Below are 15,016 nucleotides of genomic sequence, written 5' to 3'. Positions count from 1 at the left end.
CTGCGTTTTAACGCGCTATCGCAATGCGCGCGTTGACTTTCACCGGTTTTCCGTCATCGTCAAACGGCGGCTGGGGAACAAAACTGCGAAGCACATCGGGCTCGAACACCAGACAGCATGTCGAGCCGCCGTACTGGAAGAAGCCGAGCTCATCGCCCTTTTTTACGTGTTGACCTGGCAGTGCTTCGATCATGCAGGACGACACGTCCGCCATGCCGACGAACACGCAGCCGACCTTGCCGATCGAATGGTCGTCGCATTCGATGACGATCACCGCGCGTGCCGCCACGGCGGTGATGTAGCCTTGGGAATCGTTAAGACCGCCCGGATCCTCCCCTTCCGAATCCGCATCCGAGTAGTAAGTGCCGTCCACCGCATAGGCTTGGGAAACGACGCCGCTTACCGGAGCATGCCAGCGGTGATAGTTGAATGCGCTTAAAAACGCCTGATAGATCGAGCCTCCCGCGAAGGCTTGCGCCAGTTCGGCGTGCTTCGACGTAAATATGTCCTTCAACGAATAAGGTTGCGACTTGATCCAGAACGTATCGTTGAGCTTCACGCCCGTCTGGATGTTGTACGGTGCAGCCTCGCAGGCGCTCACAATGACCTTGTCATTGTGCGGTTCGTCGACTGGCCTTACGCCCGTGCGGAACCGCCGCGTGAAGAAATCGTTCCACGACATGAAACCCCAATACGGTTTCTGCGGATCGCAGACGAACTGCGACAGTCCGATCCGTTTGTCCGCTTCCGAAGAAAGCCATCCGTCCGGCGACGACGTAGTCAGATGTTCGCGCGAATGAGGGCCGCTCAGAAAGCCACACCAGCAATTCAGCACGCGCTTGAGTTGCGCATTGAGCGCGGGGTCGCGAAACAGCGCATACCCAGACGGCATGCACATCGGCCAGTCGAGTACGGCGTTTAACGGACAATGAATCAGGCTCGTTTCACTGAACGGCGGCGCGTAGGTCATCAGGTAGTCAATGATCGACATCAGTTCATCGATCGACGAATAGCCCAGCACGTACCCCTCTTTTTGCGCTTGAGCGATCGCCCTGGTCAGGTCCATCCGCAGAACCGGATCGCCGTTGATCAAGCATGCCAGTTCTGCGACCGCGCTCGTGCGAGGCGCCGTCTGTGCGCGTTTGAACGCGCGGGCGGCGAGTTCCTTGCGATAGCGCGCCAGATGCGCTTCGTTACGTGGAAGCCAGTCTCCCAACCGGCGTCGCTCGGCGCGCGGGTCATCGATTTTGTCTGTCATGCATCGTCCTCTTCGTGCTCGTCATGTTGTCGCAGCGGGGCTCATTTCGCGCGTGCGGGTTCGAGGCATTGGTCCGGCTCCTGACGTCCTTCGCGAATCTGCGCCACGCAGATCGCGACCGCCTCGGCCACATTGGCCACCTCTTTTTGCATCTCGACGTCGCGATCGAGCGTGGCATGACTCGTGGCGTAAGGCTCGTAGTAGCCGATAAAGCGGTCGAGACGCGACTTCGCGCCAGACTCGATGAAACCCATCCAGTCGAGCCAGTCCGTCAGCGCCCGCCGCGAGCTTTCGATGCCGGCAACATCGCCGTGAACGACGAGGCCATACGCCCTGCCCGCCAGATGCTTCGGATAGTCCCACCCGGCCAGTTCAATCCGCTTCGCCTCGTCCGCCTTCTTGCCATGCGTCGACGTGGGGTCCGGGTTGCCGCCGTCCGCACAGACGAGACGGTCCATCAAAAGCTTCAGCGGGCTGCTGACCTGATACCAGTAGACCGGCGTCAGGAACAGCACACCATGGCACGCGGCGAAACGCTCGTAGATTTCATTCATCCAGTCGTTCACCAGACCCAGCGAGTGATTCGGATAGCACGTGCAAGGCCAGTGGCAGAGCGGCATCGCCGTCGACACACAGCCTTTGCAGGGATGAATATGCAGATCGTGATCCGAGTTGAGCCGGGAAAGATCGAGGAAATCGACCTCGCAGGCTTTGCGCTCCAGAGTCTGCTGCGCGAGTTTGCCAAGCCGGAAGCTCTTCGACATTTCGCCGGGACACGTATAGTCGTTTCGCGATGACCCGTTGACTATGAGGACGCGGGAGGGCGTGGAGCGATCTTGCTGTCGCGCCTGGGCGGCCTTGATGCGTTCACTGGCCGCGCGCCATTCCACGGAGAGGTCGTAGTCGGGGTCAGCAAAGCCGGCCCCCGCCTTTTGCGTAATGGGCGATTTGCGCGCATTGCAATAGGCGTCCCACGCGATTGCCTCGAGCCGGGCGAGCGAGGCGTCTTCGGCCCTGAATGCCGGATCGTAAAAGCGGCCCATGAAACGGTCGCGAAACGCCTCGCGCGACATCTTTTCCGTCACTTGCCCCTTACGGACTTCGATTGGCTGATAGCCAGGAGACTGCTTTGAATCTGAACTCATGACGTGTCGCCTGAGAGCACGAATGGTTCGAAATTAGCAATCTTCGTACCTGTGTCTGCGGGGACGGGTCAGTATCGTGATCGGGGCGCGGATGTCCGCCGATTCCGCTCAATTCCTTTTGGTTGCGCGCCATAAAAAAAGCCGCAGACAGCGCTGCGGCTAGAACACACACGCCGCGCGATGAGGCGCTGACGTTGCGACAATGTCTCATGCCCGATCGCGTGAAACAATCCGGTTTTTTGTCTGAAGTTACTATCCTGCCGCGCGGGCCGCGTCCGCGCTGGCGTCGCAGATTAGAGGAAAATTCATGTGTTGCAAAAACCCCAAAAGATATTGATCTGGGGAATTTTGGCGGTATATGTCCAGGGGCGCGAGACGATATGTGCATACAAATGGATGGCTCACGCCGTGACATATCACGAGCGGCTGCATGAAGACGTGAAAACCCTGACTTGGCCTGTGGTCGAGTCCCCCTCGTGACGCACTACCATGAGTGCTACGATAAGGCCCGCCCATCGAGATAGATGACGGCGAAAGCGTCGAGACATCGACCACGTTCTTTGGAGACTTAATCCTGAAGCAGCGCGCCTTCTTAAAGCAAGCTGAACCCATTTTTGTAGTGGAGTAGTCGGGCCGTTCAATACTCGAATAACAAGGAGACGTTCAATGAAATTGTCGAAGCTCGTGCTCATCAACCTGTTGGCTTTGTCGGCCGCCGGCTTGGCCTCTGTTGCCGCCCATGCGGAAGATTTGCTGGACACCGTCAAGCAGGCCGGGGTACTCAAGGTGGGTCTGGAAGGCACCTATCCTCCGTTCGACTATCGGAACAACGACGGCCAACTCGAAGGCTTCGATGTCGATGTCGCGAAAGCGGTTGCCGCCAAGCTCGGCGTCAAGCCGCAGTTCATTCCTACCGAATGGAGCGGTATCATCGCGGCGCTCCAGACCGGGAAGTTCGACGTCATCGTGAACCAGGTGACGATCACGCCGCAACGCAAGCAGGCCCTGGACTTCAGTCAGCCCTACACCTACTCGGCCGCGCAATTGATTCAGCGCGCGGACGACAAGCGCGAATTCAAGTCACTGGACGAATTCAAAGGGGACAAGAAACTGGGGGTGACGCTCGGGACCAACTACGATCAAATGGCGCGAGCCGTCCAGGGCATTAACGTGCAGACCTACCCGGGCGCGCCCGAAAAGTTGCGTGACCTGGCTAGCAAGCGTATTGATGCGACGATCGACGACCGGCTGATGCTGCCGTACATCATCAAGACCTCACAGTTGCCGCTTCGACCCGGTGCGGTACTCAAGGGAGCCGATCAGGAGATGGGCATTCCGTTCCGCCAGAACAATCCCAAGTTTGCGAAAGCCATCAACGATGCGCTGACCGGGTTGAAGCAGGACGGCACGCTGAAAAAGATATCCGTCCACTGGTTCGGCACCGACGTGACCCAACCCGTTGCGCAGTAATTCCGCAGCCTGTCTGCATAGCCACGCCGATCCGTTGGACCGGTCGGCGCGGCGGATTGCACACTGATCGCGCAGCGACATCCGTCAATGTCGTCGGTCATCATGCGGTCATATTAGCCAGACCGCCGCGCTGACCACTTTCCCCACATGTTTGAGTAGGCGGCAGGGAATGTACTCGCTCGAGCACCGCTCCTGACTCGCCTCCTCGCCGCCATCTGAGATCGACCGTTCGCTTGCACACGCGCGACTGCCCGACGCCCGCCACTTATCACCCGTTTTCCTCGCACACCCACGTGCGCCCCGTCGCCAACTCCTGCACGCTTTACCTGCGGCAGAACTCGGGCGCACAATCTGTCCGAATACGGCGGTCCGCGATACGCTCACCGGTTCTGATCGGCAGCCGCCCACAGACTCCCTTCCGCACGCGCAGTGCGCCCATCCCTTCGGAACGCGTCCATGAGCAATAAGTCTTCAGGCAAACTGGAAGATCTGTTGGCAGGCGGCAGTCGCCACTACCAGATCTTTCCTACGCTGGATGAGCGGCAATTCGCGCTCCTGGAACGTTACGGCGAACGGCGCAAACTGACCACCGGCGACGTGCTGTTCTCCGAAGGCGAGCGCCATATTCCCATGTTCGCCATCGTCTCCGGCACCATCGAGGCGACGAGGGGCACAGGCGAGAACCTGCACGTGCTGGGTCTGCACGGCCCCGGCAGTTTCACCGGCGAAGTAGGAACGCTTGCGGGTCGCGCCGCGGTCGCCAGCGCCCGCGCCACCAGTGACTGCGAAGTGATCGTGATCGACGAGGAGTCGCTGCGCGCGCTCGTCATCGCTGAAGCGGAGTTGAGCGAAACGATCATGCGCGCCTATATCCTGCGGCGAGTTGCCTTCATTCAGGATCAGAACGGCGGCGTACTGGTCATCGGCAGCCCGGCCTCGCTGGACACGCTCAAGCTGCGGCATTTCCTGAGCCGCAACGCCCATCCTTTTGCCTACTTCGATATCGTGGAACACGAGGAAGCGAAAGCACTCCTTGAACGCTATGGCGCAACGCAAGCCGATTTGCCCGTGGTGATCACGTTGCAAGGCAACGTGCTAAAGCAGCCGACCCATCGAGCCGTCGCCGATGCGATCGGGCTGAGCCCCGACCGCCTGAATGGCGAGCGATTCGACGTGGTGGTAGTCGGCGCGGGACCGGGCGGTCTTGCGGCTGCGGTTTACGCGGCTTCCGAAGGATTGAGAGTGGCCGTGCTGGACACCAAAGCGCCGGGCGGTCAGGCGGGCACCAGCTCGAAGATCGAAAATTATTTCGGTTTCCCAACTGGCATCTCGGGACAGGCGCTTGCCGGGCGCGGCCTGTCGCAATGTCGCAAATTCGGCGCCGAGGTCGGCGTGCCGATCGAAGTACTCGGCATCGAATGTCACCATGCGCCGCCCTTTCACCTGCGGCTCAATTATGACGAGCATCTGTATGCCCGCTCGGTTGTGATCGCGACCGGCGCACGCTATCGCAAACCCTTGCTCGACCGCCTCGAACATTTCGAGGGACGCGGCATCTATTACAGCGCGACGTATATGGAAGCCGCGTTCTGTGCGCAGCAGGAGTTGGTCATCGTCGGAGGAGGTAACTCGGCAGGCCAGGCCGTGGTCTTTCTCGCGGGATTCGCCCGTCACGTCCATGTCGTGATTCGCGGTGACGGACTCAATGCGAGTATGTCGAACTATCTGATCAGACGCATCGAGGCAGCCGCAAATATCACCGTTCATACGCGAACGCAGATCGTGGAATTGAACGGCGACACACAACTCGAATCGATCAAATGGGACCGTCAAGGGCAGATCGAAGAAAAGGCGATCCGCCATGTCTTCCTTTTTCTCGGCGCGCAGCCCAATACCGCATGGCTCGGCGATTGCGTCGAACTCGACAGGAACGGCTTTGTGCTCACGGGGCCCGATGCAATCAACACATGGTCGTCGGAGCGCCCCGCTCATTTTCTCGAAACAAGCCGGCCCGGCATCTTCGCAGTGGGTGACGTCCGCAGCGGGTCGGTCAAGAGGGTGGCAGCGGCTGTCGGGGAAGGCGCTGCTGCGGTTCAGTCTCTGCACCAGTTTCTGGCGCTCGGGGAGTGATGCCGGCATCGTCGCCGAAAAGGTTGGAGCCGACCTCTCTACGAGGCCGGCTTCCATGCCAGTGCCTTCCTGGCTGTCTGTCTGCGCTGCTGCATGTTTGCCAGTTTTCCCGGCCCAGACGCAACCTGCGTTCCATCGACTTGTCTTCGTCAATGCGCCTGGACGCAGTCAAACTGGCGGGCGTAATTTAGCACGCGACTATGCTGGATAACTGTTTCCAAAGCCGAGAAAGAGTCAACAATTGTAATTTGACGCGCAACACCCGCCGCCGTCGGCAACGCGCCAGCCCACGGCCTTCGTTCACTTAAAACGCGTGCCTGAGCCCTACCATCCCGACGAATTGCGAAGGTCCGGACGACGGCGTCGTATTCTGCGAGTCGCCGACCACCGCGACTGCATCGACGATACTCGTCGCGCCGGCACCGGTTGCGACCAGCGACTTGCCGCGTGCATGCTGATACGCCTGCAGCGCATAGAGCGTCGTGCGTGCGGACAGGCTGTACGTCTGTTCGAGCGAAATCTGGTGATAGCGTGCGGGATCACTGATGCCATTCGCCTTGCTGGCCTGCGTATAGCTGTAGCCCGCGCCGACTGTCACACTGGACGTGACCCGGTAGGTCGAAATCACGCCGTACGTATTGAACACGGCCTTGCTCGCAAAGAGAGAACCATTGCCTGGCGCGTATTGCACGTTCGAATAGTTGATGCCAACCATCAGGTCCTGCAAGCTATAACGCGCCGCCGCTGCAAATAGTTGAGCGCTACGCGCGGTAGCGTAGCCGTTATTCACCGGAGAGTTGATTGCAAAGCTGCCGAGCGCCGCGCTCGTCGCGATGTCTTTCAGCTTCACGTAACCCGCTGCAATCGCAAACGGCCTGTAATCGTAACGAAACGCCGCGCTGAAATGGCTGCCGTTGGCCATGCTGCCCGGCACGCCACCCAGCCCGTATTGCGCGCTCATCTGCAAGCCCGCAATAGTCGGCGATAGATAGGTTACCGAATTATTGAATCGCAGCGTCGTGTCGAGCGCGTCGATATCGCCAGGGTGCGCGCCGCTCGCGCCGGTAAGCACACCGGTCGGCCCGAGGGCGCCGACCATCTGGAAGTAAGGGGTGTATTGGCGGCCGAGCGTCACCGTGCCGTAGCGGTCATTCGCGAGGCCCACATAGGCCTGTCGATTGAACAGGTAGCCAGCGCTGCTTTGCGCACCGGTCAGCGAATTAAAGCCGCTTTCGAGCCGGAAAATCGCCTTCGTGCCGCCGCCAATGTCTTCCGCGCCGAGCAGGCCGAACTTGCTCGCCTGCAGGTTGCCCTGGCTCATGTAGACGTTGGAGTGGCCGTTCTGGTTGCTGACGTAGGCAAACGCGTTATCGACGACGCCGTACAACGTCACGCTGCTTTGCGCCGATGCGCTGCTCGACGCCACTGCGCCCGCCAACGGCAGGCAGGAAAAGACGAACGCGCGGGTTCGCGCGCGCTTCAAAGAGTTCATCGCTTGCTGGTCTCCGGAATGAATATCCGGCCTGATCCCTCAGGCCGGTAATGGATGTCTTTTAAGGGGTTCAGTGCGACAGGGAGAGCGTCAGACAGCGCCAGCCTTCGGCCGTGTGGTCGGCTGCGAGCGCTGCGCCGAGACACTCGATAGCGCGCGCTTCATGCATCGGCACGTAGAGGCGGATTTGCGTCTGCGGCTGTTGCATCCAGCCTTCACGTTCGACCGCGATGCGCAACGTGTGCGCGTCGCCCGTCATCGTGACGTTCCAGCGGCCTTGCTCGCCGGTGCGCCAGGCTTCGCTTTCACCGTCGTCCTCGACGCAGCCGCCGCGCGTCATGCCGGCGCCGGCGTGCGGCACCGCGATGAACGCGCGTTCGTCAGCGGGGCGGCCGAAGTGCTGTTCGGCAATATTCAACGGCACCACGTTGCCTTCACGCAGCAGGAACACCGGGTGTTCGAGAGGCGCCGGCAGCGTCACCGTCTGACCACCGTCGAATGCTTCGCCGCTCCAGTACGACACCCAGCGCGTGCCCGCAGGCAGATACACGTCGCGCGTCGACTGGCCCGCCTCGACCACCGGCGCGACCAGCACCGACGAACCGAGCATCATGTCGTCGCCGTCTTCGAGGCAGCGCGGGTCGTGCGGAAACTCCGCGAACATCGGCCGCAAAACAGGCTCATAAGCGCTGTGCGATTGCCACAGCAGTTCGTACAGGTACGGGATCAACCGATAGCGCAGCTTGATCAGGTCGGCCACCTGTTGCGTGACCTCGGGGTACATCCACGGTTCGTTGACGGTGCCGTCGTCATTCCACGAGTGGATGCTAAAGCGCGGCAGGAAGATGCCGAACGCGACCCAGCGCGCGAACAACTCGGGCCCCGGCGCCGGACCCGAGAAGCCGCCGATGTCATGGCCGCTGTTCGACACGCCGGACATCGCGAGTCCAAGGCCCATTTTCAGGTTGAAGCGCAACGTTTCCCACGACGTGTAGTTGTCGCCCGACCACGTCTGCACGTAACGGTGCATGCCGACGCCGCCCGAGCGCGACACGAGGAACGGGCGCCGGCCGGGCGCATGCTCGCGCTGCGCATCGTGCGACGCGCGCATCATCATTTGCGTTTGCAGCACCTTCGCCTGGAGCGCCGGATACGGTTTGCCGAAGCCGCGCGCCATCGCGTCAGGCGACCAGATCTCGAACTCGTTGTTGTCGTTCCACGTCGCCGCAATGCCGTGCTTCAACAGGCTTTTTTTCACGCGCGCCTTCCACCAGTCGATGGTGTCGGGATTCGTGAAGTCCAGATACGCGCCGACTTCATCCCAGTACTGCACCCATGCCGGCTCGCCGTCGCGCGACTCGATCAGCAGACCCGCGCGGGCTGCGTCTTCGAATGCCGGATGATCCTGCAGCAGACACGGCTTGATGTTCGCGCACAGTCGCACGCCGCGATCGAGATAGCTCTGCACGAAGCCGTCGATATCCGGAAACTTCTCGTGATTCCAGTTGAACACATAGCGCTTCGGACCGATCGACGTATAGCCCGACGACAGATGGAACGAATCGCACAGCACGTCGTGCTCGCTGCATCGCTCGATGAATTCGCCCATGCGCTGCTGCGCGTCGGGCGCGTCGGTGTAGCTCATCGTCGAGCCGGAGTAGCCCAGCCCCCACTTCGGCATCCAGGCGGGCCGGCCCGTTAGCCACGTAAAGCGGCGCACCGCATTCAACGGCGTGCCGGCGGACGCGATGAAGTAATAGTCGAGATCGCCATGCTCGGCGATGAAATGGCGGTAGTGCCCGTGGTAGTTGTCGAGCTCGCGGCCCATGTCGAAGCGGCAATCGGCGAGCGTGTCGTAGAACAGGCCGAAGCCTGTCGACGTTTGCGGCTGCCACGTCACGTAGAACGGAATGTGCTTGTAGAGCGGATCGGTCGTGCGCGCGCTGTAGCCCATCGCGTCGATATTGCGCATCTCGTAGCTCTGATGCGCGCGGTCGAGCGAACCGGCGCGCTCGCCGAGGCCGACATACATTTCGTCCTTGCGACGCTCGATGTAGTGATACACACGCTTGTCCCACCAGCCGAAGTTATAGGACTGCGTCTTGCGATCACTCATCACGCGATGCCACGCGCCGTCGTGCAGGATGTCCCACGCGCACAGGCCGCCGTCGAGCGTGACCGTCAGGCGCACGCGCGCCGTCTCGACCACCAGGTGTTGCGCATCGTTCGACACCGCGAACGGCGGCGGCGTGAAGCCGCTGAGGTCGCGACGCTCGCGCCCTTCCAGTGCGACATCGTCGGCGCCCGGCGCGATTGCCCAGGTGCGTGGGCCATGCAATTCGCCGTCGGGCAGCACGAGCACGCGGATGATGTCTTCCGCGAGAACGAACAGTTCGATTCGGCAGTTTTCCTGCGCGCTCAGAACAAGGTGGTTGTCGAGCTGGGACGACAACGCAAAACGTGGCGGGTGTTTCAGATTCGTCAGTGAACGCATGATGGGTCTTCGAATGAGGTCACGCAGGAGTGCCGGCGCCGGTGGCGATCGGACGCGGACGGCCGTCGGGCGAGACGCCGCGCATCAGGATGATCAGCAGCGTCGCGCCGATCAGGTCGAAGGCGCCGAGGGCGCCAAATAGCGGTGTATAGCCGATCGAGTCGGCCAGCGCACCGACGAGCAGCGAGAAGCCGAGGCCGCCGATCCACGCGGCCATGCCCGCAAAGCCGGCCACGGTGCCGACCTCGCTCGGGTCGAACACGTCGGCCGCGAGCGTATTCACGAGCGCCGAGATCATCTGATGCGCGAAACCGCCCACGCAGAAGAGCGCGATGGCCTGATACGGCGAAGCGACGAGGCCGATGGCCGCCGGCCCGAGCATCATGAAAGCGCCGAGCACGACGCCCGCGATGCGCGACCAGACCAGCGGCACGCGCAGGTGTTTCATCAGGAACGGCGACAGATAGCCGCCGAACAGTCCGCCCAGGTCGGCAGCGAGAAAGGGTAGCCACGCGAACATCGCGATCTGCTTCAGATCCATGTGACGCTGGGTGGCGAGATAAAGGGGAATCCAGAAACTGAAGGTCTGCCACGCGGGTTCCGCGAAAAAGCGCGCTTGTGCAATCGCCCAGAAGCGGCGCGTGCGCAATACCTCGCGAACGCTGCGGCGGCGGGGCGCGGCAGGCGCCTGTCCGCTGACGATCTTTTCGCGTTCCACCTCGCTGATGCGCGCGTGATCGGCCGGCGAGCGGTACAGCAGATACCATGCGGCGGCCCACGCGAAGCCGAGGGCGCCCGTCACGGCAAACGCGCTTTGCCAGCCATAGCGCAACGAGAGAAAGACGACGAGGGGCGGCGCGAGCAGCGAACCGAGCGAAGTGCCCGCGTTGAAGTAACCCACTGCAACGGACTTCTCGCGATCGGGAAACCATTCGGCGACCACCTTCATGCCTGCTGGAATGGCGACCGCTTCGCTCAGCCCCATGAGCCCGCGCAATGCGGCGAGCGAAAGCCAGCCGCTCGCGAAACCATGGAATATGCCGGTCAGCGACCACAGGCAGGCGAACAACGCGAAGCCGAGCCGCAGGCCGATCAGATCGATGATCACGCCGCACACCGGCTGCATCACCGTATAGCCGATCTGGAAGGCGCCGACGACGTACGAATATTGCTGGGTGCTCATATGCAGCAGCGACATCAGCTGAGGCGCCATTACGCCGAGCGAATTGCGCGCGAGATAGTTGACGATCGTGCCGAAACACACGAGCGCGATGATCCACCAGCGCAGTCCAACGATTTTTTTCAAGGTATCTCCGAATTTTCGATGCCGCGAGTCGTCTCGAGCGGTACGCGAATTCGAACATTTTTCGTTCGTTTCGCGTCAGTCATCGTATCACCCGGAGTTCAACATGACACTAGGGAAAACCATTGCGTTAAGCTTATATAATTGATTATATTGAGATATCTTTACGGACATTCGGCGAAACCCTGTGACTCGGATGTCTGATGACGAAGGTGATTACACGCGCATTTGTTCTTTCACATTCACAAATGTTCGAATTTGCGGCGATTAGATTAATCGGCCGTCGAGCCGGAGTCGACCCGGATCGGTCGGCTGTGGCGCGGGCATTCGCGGCGCCGTTGGCGCGCGTGCTGCTACGCGGCTGGGCGCGTCAAGAAATTAAGTGCGGAGCGACGGTGTGCAGGCCGCCCCAACAAGTGGTCAGCCGCTCAGGTCGCGAACGATTGGGCGTGCGGCGCAGTATTCCGCCGTAGCGGTCGAGAGGGATGGCAAGCGATTGATTGGCGGAACCACGCGGCAGGCGGCGACGCACGCGCCCGAGGATATTGCGAGCACGGCAGTACAGGACACGCCTTTGGCTTTTCATCCGGACAGCGAATCTTTAAGTAATCGAAGCACCTGTCGCTGCGCAACATAAGCCGCTCAATCGGCCACGCCAACCCAGGCGCTAAGGCGAAGGCCCTTTTTCTCGCGAGTGCCGTTTGAACCCCGTCAGCATCGCGCTAATGAGATTTTCGCGCGTCCATACGCTCATCACGATCGCCGAGAGAATATGCACGCACACGCAGACCTGCAGCGCGATAGACAGACAGGCGTGAAGGATCTGCGGCCAGTCCTCTCCCCAGAAGGCGTCGAGGCGCATCATCCAGCCGCTCACGGCCAGCGTCAGAATCAGCAGCCATAACGTCAACGCCATCAAGCCGCCAAGCGGATTGTGCGACAGATGATGCTGCGGCTTGCCCGTGGCAAGCGAGCGAAGATATTCCCTGAGACGCGAACGCGTTGGCCACCACGCAGAGAACCGCGCGTTCGTCGTGCCGATAACACCCCACACGATGCGCGACATGACGAGTCCCGCTGCAACATAGCCGAGGATACGATGCACCTGGTCGGTCGGGCCGAACAGGTTCCATACGACGATGCCCGCGACGCCCCAGTGCGTGAACCGCACCCAGATGTCCCAAGTCTTGACGGGCATCGCGTAACGCCTTGGGTTTAGTCGATTTCCGACTTCACGACATCCAGCGTCTTGGTGTCGAAGTAAATCTCGACCTTCTTGCCTTCTTTGTTGTGGCCGTAGATTTCGTAGCAGTTGTCATCGACCTTGAACTTTTTGATCTTGTAGCCCTGCCCTTCGAGTTGGGCGCGTGCATCCGACTCTTTCATCCACTCGCTCTTCGGATGAGCCACGCAATCGGCCTTGGCGAATGCTGCGCCGGAAACGCCGAACACCGCCATCAACACCAAAAACTTGAACATCGATCACCTCGCGTACCGATTTGTCGAGCGGTCAGCCTACTTCAAACGAGTATTGATCGCAAGCAAACTGTAAGATTAGAGGCTACAGTAAAGCCGTATGTCTCGCCCGACATCGCCAGGTCTCCACACTTTTCTCTCAGTCCCAATTCAGGCCGCATGACACGCGCCGACCGGAACTGACGTCGAGCGTCTGCTTGTCGACGTCTTGACCGGTGACAATTCTCCACTGGCGTCTGGTTGCCCCAAGCAGGCGCCGCCTTTGCCGTTCCTTTACCGGCGATGAACCACGGCACGATCGCAAAGACGACCTCGATCGAAGCTCGCTACGCATGATTTCAACGTGGCCCCGAAGTTGTTACGAAGCCTGATTCAGAACGCCATTACGCACCGACCTGATGGGCGTCAAAGTCGCGCCGCTGCCTGCCAGCGTGCCGCAGACCAGAGCCTGTTTCCAGGGCCTGCATTACACATTCCATGGATCAGGGTTGGCGTTTCGCGCGGCCTCCAGTGAGTTTGCCAGCCGGCTTGCGTGAACCCGCAACCGGCTTGCTGACCGGTTTGCTGCGCGGCTTTTGAACGCTGAACGGGTTGCCGCTGGACGAGCTTGTGCCTTTATTCGTGGCCACAGCGCGTTGCGCTTCAGGCTTGCGTTTGCTTTCGCCGCTTTGCTGCGGGCGCGTTTTTTTGTTGGGCACCTGCATGACACCCAGCGCAGCTTGCGGCACTTTGGGCTTCTTGGGCTTTTTGGGTTTCTTGATGATCTCGCCCGTCGCGCTGGTTTGCGGCACGCGGTGTTCGGCTTCGAAACCCGGCGCTTCTTTACGGGGCAGCGTTTGCCGGATCAGCGCTTCAATCGCGGCCAGTTGAGGCGCTTCATCGGCACACACGAGGGACACCGCCACGCCGCTGGCGCCCGCGCGGCCGGTACGGCCGATACGGTGCACATAGTCTTGCGCCACGATCGGCAGATCGACGTTGATCACCAGCGGCAGATCGTCGATATCCAGCCCGCGCGCTGCCACATCGGTGGCGACCAGCATATGTACTTCGCGCGTCTTGAAGCGCTCCAGCGCACGCAGACGCGCGGGTTGCGGTTTGTCGCCATGGATGGTGTCCACCGCATAGCCCGCTTCATCCAGCATGGCCGCCAGGTAATCCACGCCATTGCGGGTTTTGACGAACACCAGCGCGTGCTTCCAGTTGTTCTCAGCCATAAGGTGCATGAAGAGATCAGGCTTGTTCTTTTTATCCACCGGCACCACCCACTGCCTGATCTTGCTGGCCGTGGCATTGGGCGGGCTCACGCTAATATTGACCGGGCCGCGCAGAATGCCCGCCGCCATGGCGCGGATATCATCGGTAAACGTGGCAGAAAACAGCAGGGTCTGGCGCTGAGCGGGCAAGGCAGCAAAGACGGCGTTGAGTTCTCGCGCAAAGCCAAGATCCAGCATGCGGTCGGCTTCATCCAGCACCAGCGTTTGTACCTGATCAAACTGCACTGCGTTCTGGCGATTGAGATCCAGCAAACGGCCCGGCGTGGCAACGAGCACATCCACGCCTTTGCGCAACTTCATCATCTGCGGATTGATGCTCACACCGCCGTAGGCGGCCAGAAATCGCAAGTCGAGGCCTTTGCCGTATTCGATAAAGCTTTGCAGCACCTGTTCAGCCAGTTCCCGCGTGGGCACCAGCACCAGAACACGCACGCGGTTGCTGGACACCGCCGGGCCGTGTTGCACCAGCCGTTGCAACAGCGGCAGCGCAAAACCCGCCGTTTTGCCAGTGCCGGTCTGTGCCGCAGCCATGACGTCCTTGCCACTGAGCACAGCAGGAATCGCCTTGGCCTGCACCGGCGTAGGTGTCTTGTAATTGAGGTCCTGCACATTACGCAGCAAGAGATCGATCAGGCCAAGCGAGGCAAAAGACATGGGCGCATTCCGGGCTAAAACCGCAATTCTAGCGGTTACCGCCTGATTGCACCGCGCACATCAATGTCAAGACGTACAACAGCCACGCGCGCATCTGCATCGCCACTGACTGCCCGAACCTGCTCTATCACATTGAAATGATAGGAACTCCGTACCCGACACGTCCGGGCGTTTCGTGGCTACCGTGGGTCTCTGGATGGCGGTTGGAATCCAGCGTGCGACGACTGAGTCGTATCGGCGCGAAGCGGTCGCTGGACCCGCTACTTCCGGGTGGCCGCTTCTGGCCGAGGCCGGCGCAAGCGGCTCGTCACAGGACA

The 15,016-nt window shown here is 60.8% G+C and carries 10 protein-coding genes; 2 read left to right on the top strand and 8 right to left on the bottom strand.

What is annotated here, in order from left to right:
- Nucleotides 1–7: 7 nt before the first annotated feature.
- Nucleotides 8–1,258, bottom strand: coding sequence for a phosphatidylserine decarboxylase family protein (locus CIC12_RS31320; protein ID WP_168670200.1), 1,251 nt, complete (start codon nucleotides 1,256–1,258; stop codon nucleotides 8–10).
- A 41-nt stretch (nucleotides 1,259–1,299) separates the two neighbouring features.
- A complete protein-coding gene (locus CIC12_RS31315; protein WP_168670388.1) occupies nucleotides 1,300–2,331 on the bottom strand; it encodes an NAD(P)H-dependent oxidoreductase in 1,032 nt (343 codons plus the stop codon).
- A gap of 738 nt (nucleotides 2,332–3,069) precedes the next feature.
- On the opposite strand from CIC12_RS31315, the gene CIC12_RS31310 reads away from it, so the two are divergent.
- Nucleotides 3,070–3,873, top strand: a complete 804-nt coding sequence (locus CIC12_RS31310; protein WP_168670198.1) for a transporter substrate-binding domain-containing protein — start codon at nucleotides 3,070–3,072, stop codon at nucleotides 3,871–3,873.
- A gap of 456 nt (nucleotides 3,874–4,329) precedes the next feature.
- Nucleotides 4,330–6,003, top strand: a complete 1,674-nt coding sequence (locus CIC12_RS31305) for an FAD-dependent oxidoreductase (RefSeq protein WP_168670196.1) — start codon at nucleotides 4,330–4,332, stop codon at nucleotides 6,001–6,003.
- 304 nt (nucleotides 6,004–6,307) lie between these two features.
- Here the strand turns inward: CIC12_RS31305 and CIC12_RS31300 are convergent, their stop codons facing one another.
- From CIC12_RS31300 to CIC12_RS31275, 6 genes are all read right to left on the bottom strand, one after another.
- Nucleotides 6,308–7,495 carry a porin gene (locus CIC12_RS31300; protein ID WP_168670194.1) on the bottom strand — a complete coding sequence of 396 codons (1,188 nt, stop codon included), beginning with the start codon at nucleotides 7,493–7,495 and terminating at the stop codon, nucleotides 6,308–6,310.
- A gap of 70 nt (nucleotides 7,496–7,565) precedes the next feature.
- A complete protein-coding gene (locus CIC12_RS31295; RefSeq protein WP_168670192.1) occupies nucleotides 7,566–9,989 on the bottom strand; it encodes a TIM-barrel domain-containing protein in 2,424 nt (807 codons plus the stop codon).
- A 19-nt stretch (nucleotides 9,990–10,008) separates the two neighbouring features.
- The gene (locus CIC12_RS31290) at nucleotides 10,009–11,295 is read right to left on the bottom strand and encodes an MFS transporter (RefSeq protein WP_168670190.1); all 1,287 of its coding nucleotides are present in this window, start codon (nucleotides 11,293–11,295) and stop codon (nucleotides 10,009–10,011) included.
- Nucleotides 11,296–11,959: 664 nt separating this feature from the next.
- Nucleotides 11,960–12,490, bottom strand: a complete 531-nt coding sequence (locus CIC12_RS31285) for a cytochrome b/b6 domain-containing protein (protein ID WP_168670188.1) — start codon at nucleotides 12,488–12,490, stop codon at nucleotides 11,960–11,962.
- 17 nt (nucleotides 12,491–12,507) lie between these two features.
- Nucleotides 12,508–12,771: a PepSY domain-containing protein gene (locus CIC12_RS31280; RefSeq protein WP_168670187.1), complete on the bottom strand. Its 264-nt coding sequence runs from the start codon at nucleotides 12,769–12,771 to the stop codon at nucleotides 12,508–12,510.
- A gap of 479 nt (nucleotides 12,772–13,250) precedes the next feature.
- Nucleotides 13,251–14,699, bottom strand: coding sequence for a DEAD/DEAH box helicase (locus CIC12_RS31275; RefSeq protein ID WP_168670185.1), 1,449 nt, complete (start codon nucleotides 14,697–14,699; stop codon nucleotides 13,251–13,253).
- Nucleotides 14,700–15,016: the final 317 nt, after the last annotated feature.

This window comes from Paraburkholderia sp. SG-MS1 (assembly GCF_012275575.1).
Lineage (GTDB): Bacteria > Pseudomonadota > Gammaproteobacteria > Burkholderiales > Burkholderiaceae > Paraburkholderia.
Note: the sequence above shows the minus strand (reverse complement) of the source record. Positions and strands in the feature narration are given on the sequence as shown.

Bases quoted from the DNA above. Each gene is read 5' to 3' on its own strand.
- CIC12_RS31320 (WP_168670200.1), bottom strand. From the start codon at position 1,258: ATGACAGACAAAATCGATGACCCGCGCGCCGAGCGACGCCGGTTGGGA.
- CIC12_RS31315 (WP_168670388.1), bottom strand. From the start codon at position 2,331: ATGTCGCGCGAGGCGTTTCGCGACCGTTTCATGGGCCGCTTTTACGAT.
- CIC12_RS31310 (WP_168670198.1), top strand. From the start codon at position 3,070: ATGAAATTGTCGAAGCTCGTGCTCATCAACCTGTTGGCTTTGTCGGCC.
- CIC12_RS31305 (WP_168670196.1), top strand. From the start codon at position 4,330: ATGAGCAATAAGTCTTCAGGCAAACTGGAAGATCTGTTGGCAGGCGGC.
- CIC12_RS31300 (WP_168670194.1), bottom strand. From the start codon at position 7,495: ATGAACTCTTTGAAGCGCGCGCGAACCCGCGCGTTCGTCTTTTCCTGC.
- CIC12_RS31295 (WP_168670192.1), bottom strand. From the start codon at position 9,989: ATGCGTTCACTGACGAATCTGAAACACCCGCCACGTTTTGCGTTGTCG.
- CIC12_RS31285 (WP_168670188.1), bottom strand. From the start codon at position 12,490: ATGCCCGTCAAGACTTGGGACATCTGGGTGCGGTTCACGCACTGGGGC.
- CIC12_RS31280 (WP_168670187.1), bottom strand. From the start codon at position 12,771: ATGTTCAAGTTTTTGGTGTTGATGGCGGTGTTCGGCGTTTCCGGCGCA.
- CIC12_RS31275 (WP_168670185.1), bottom strand. From the start codon at position 14,699: ATGTCTTTTGCCTCGCTTGGCCTGATCGATCTCTTGCTGCGTAATGTG.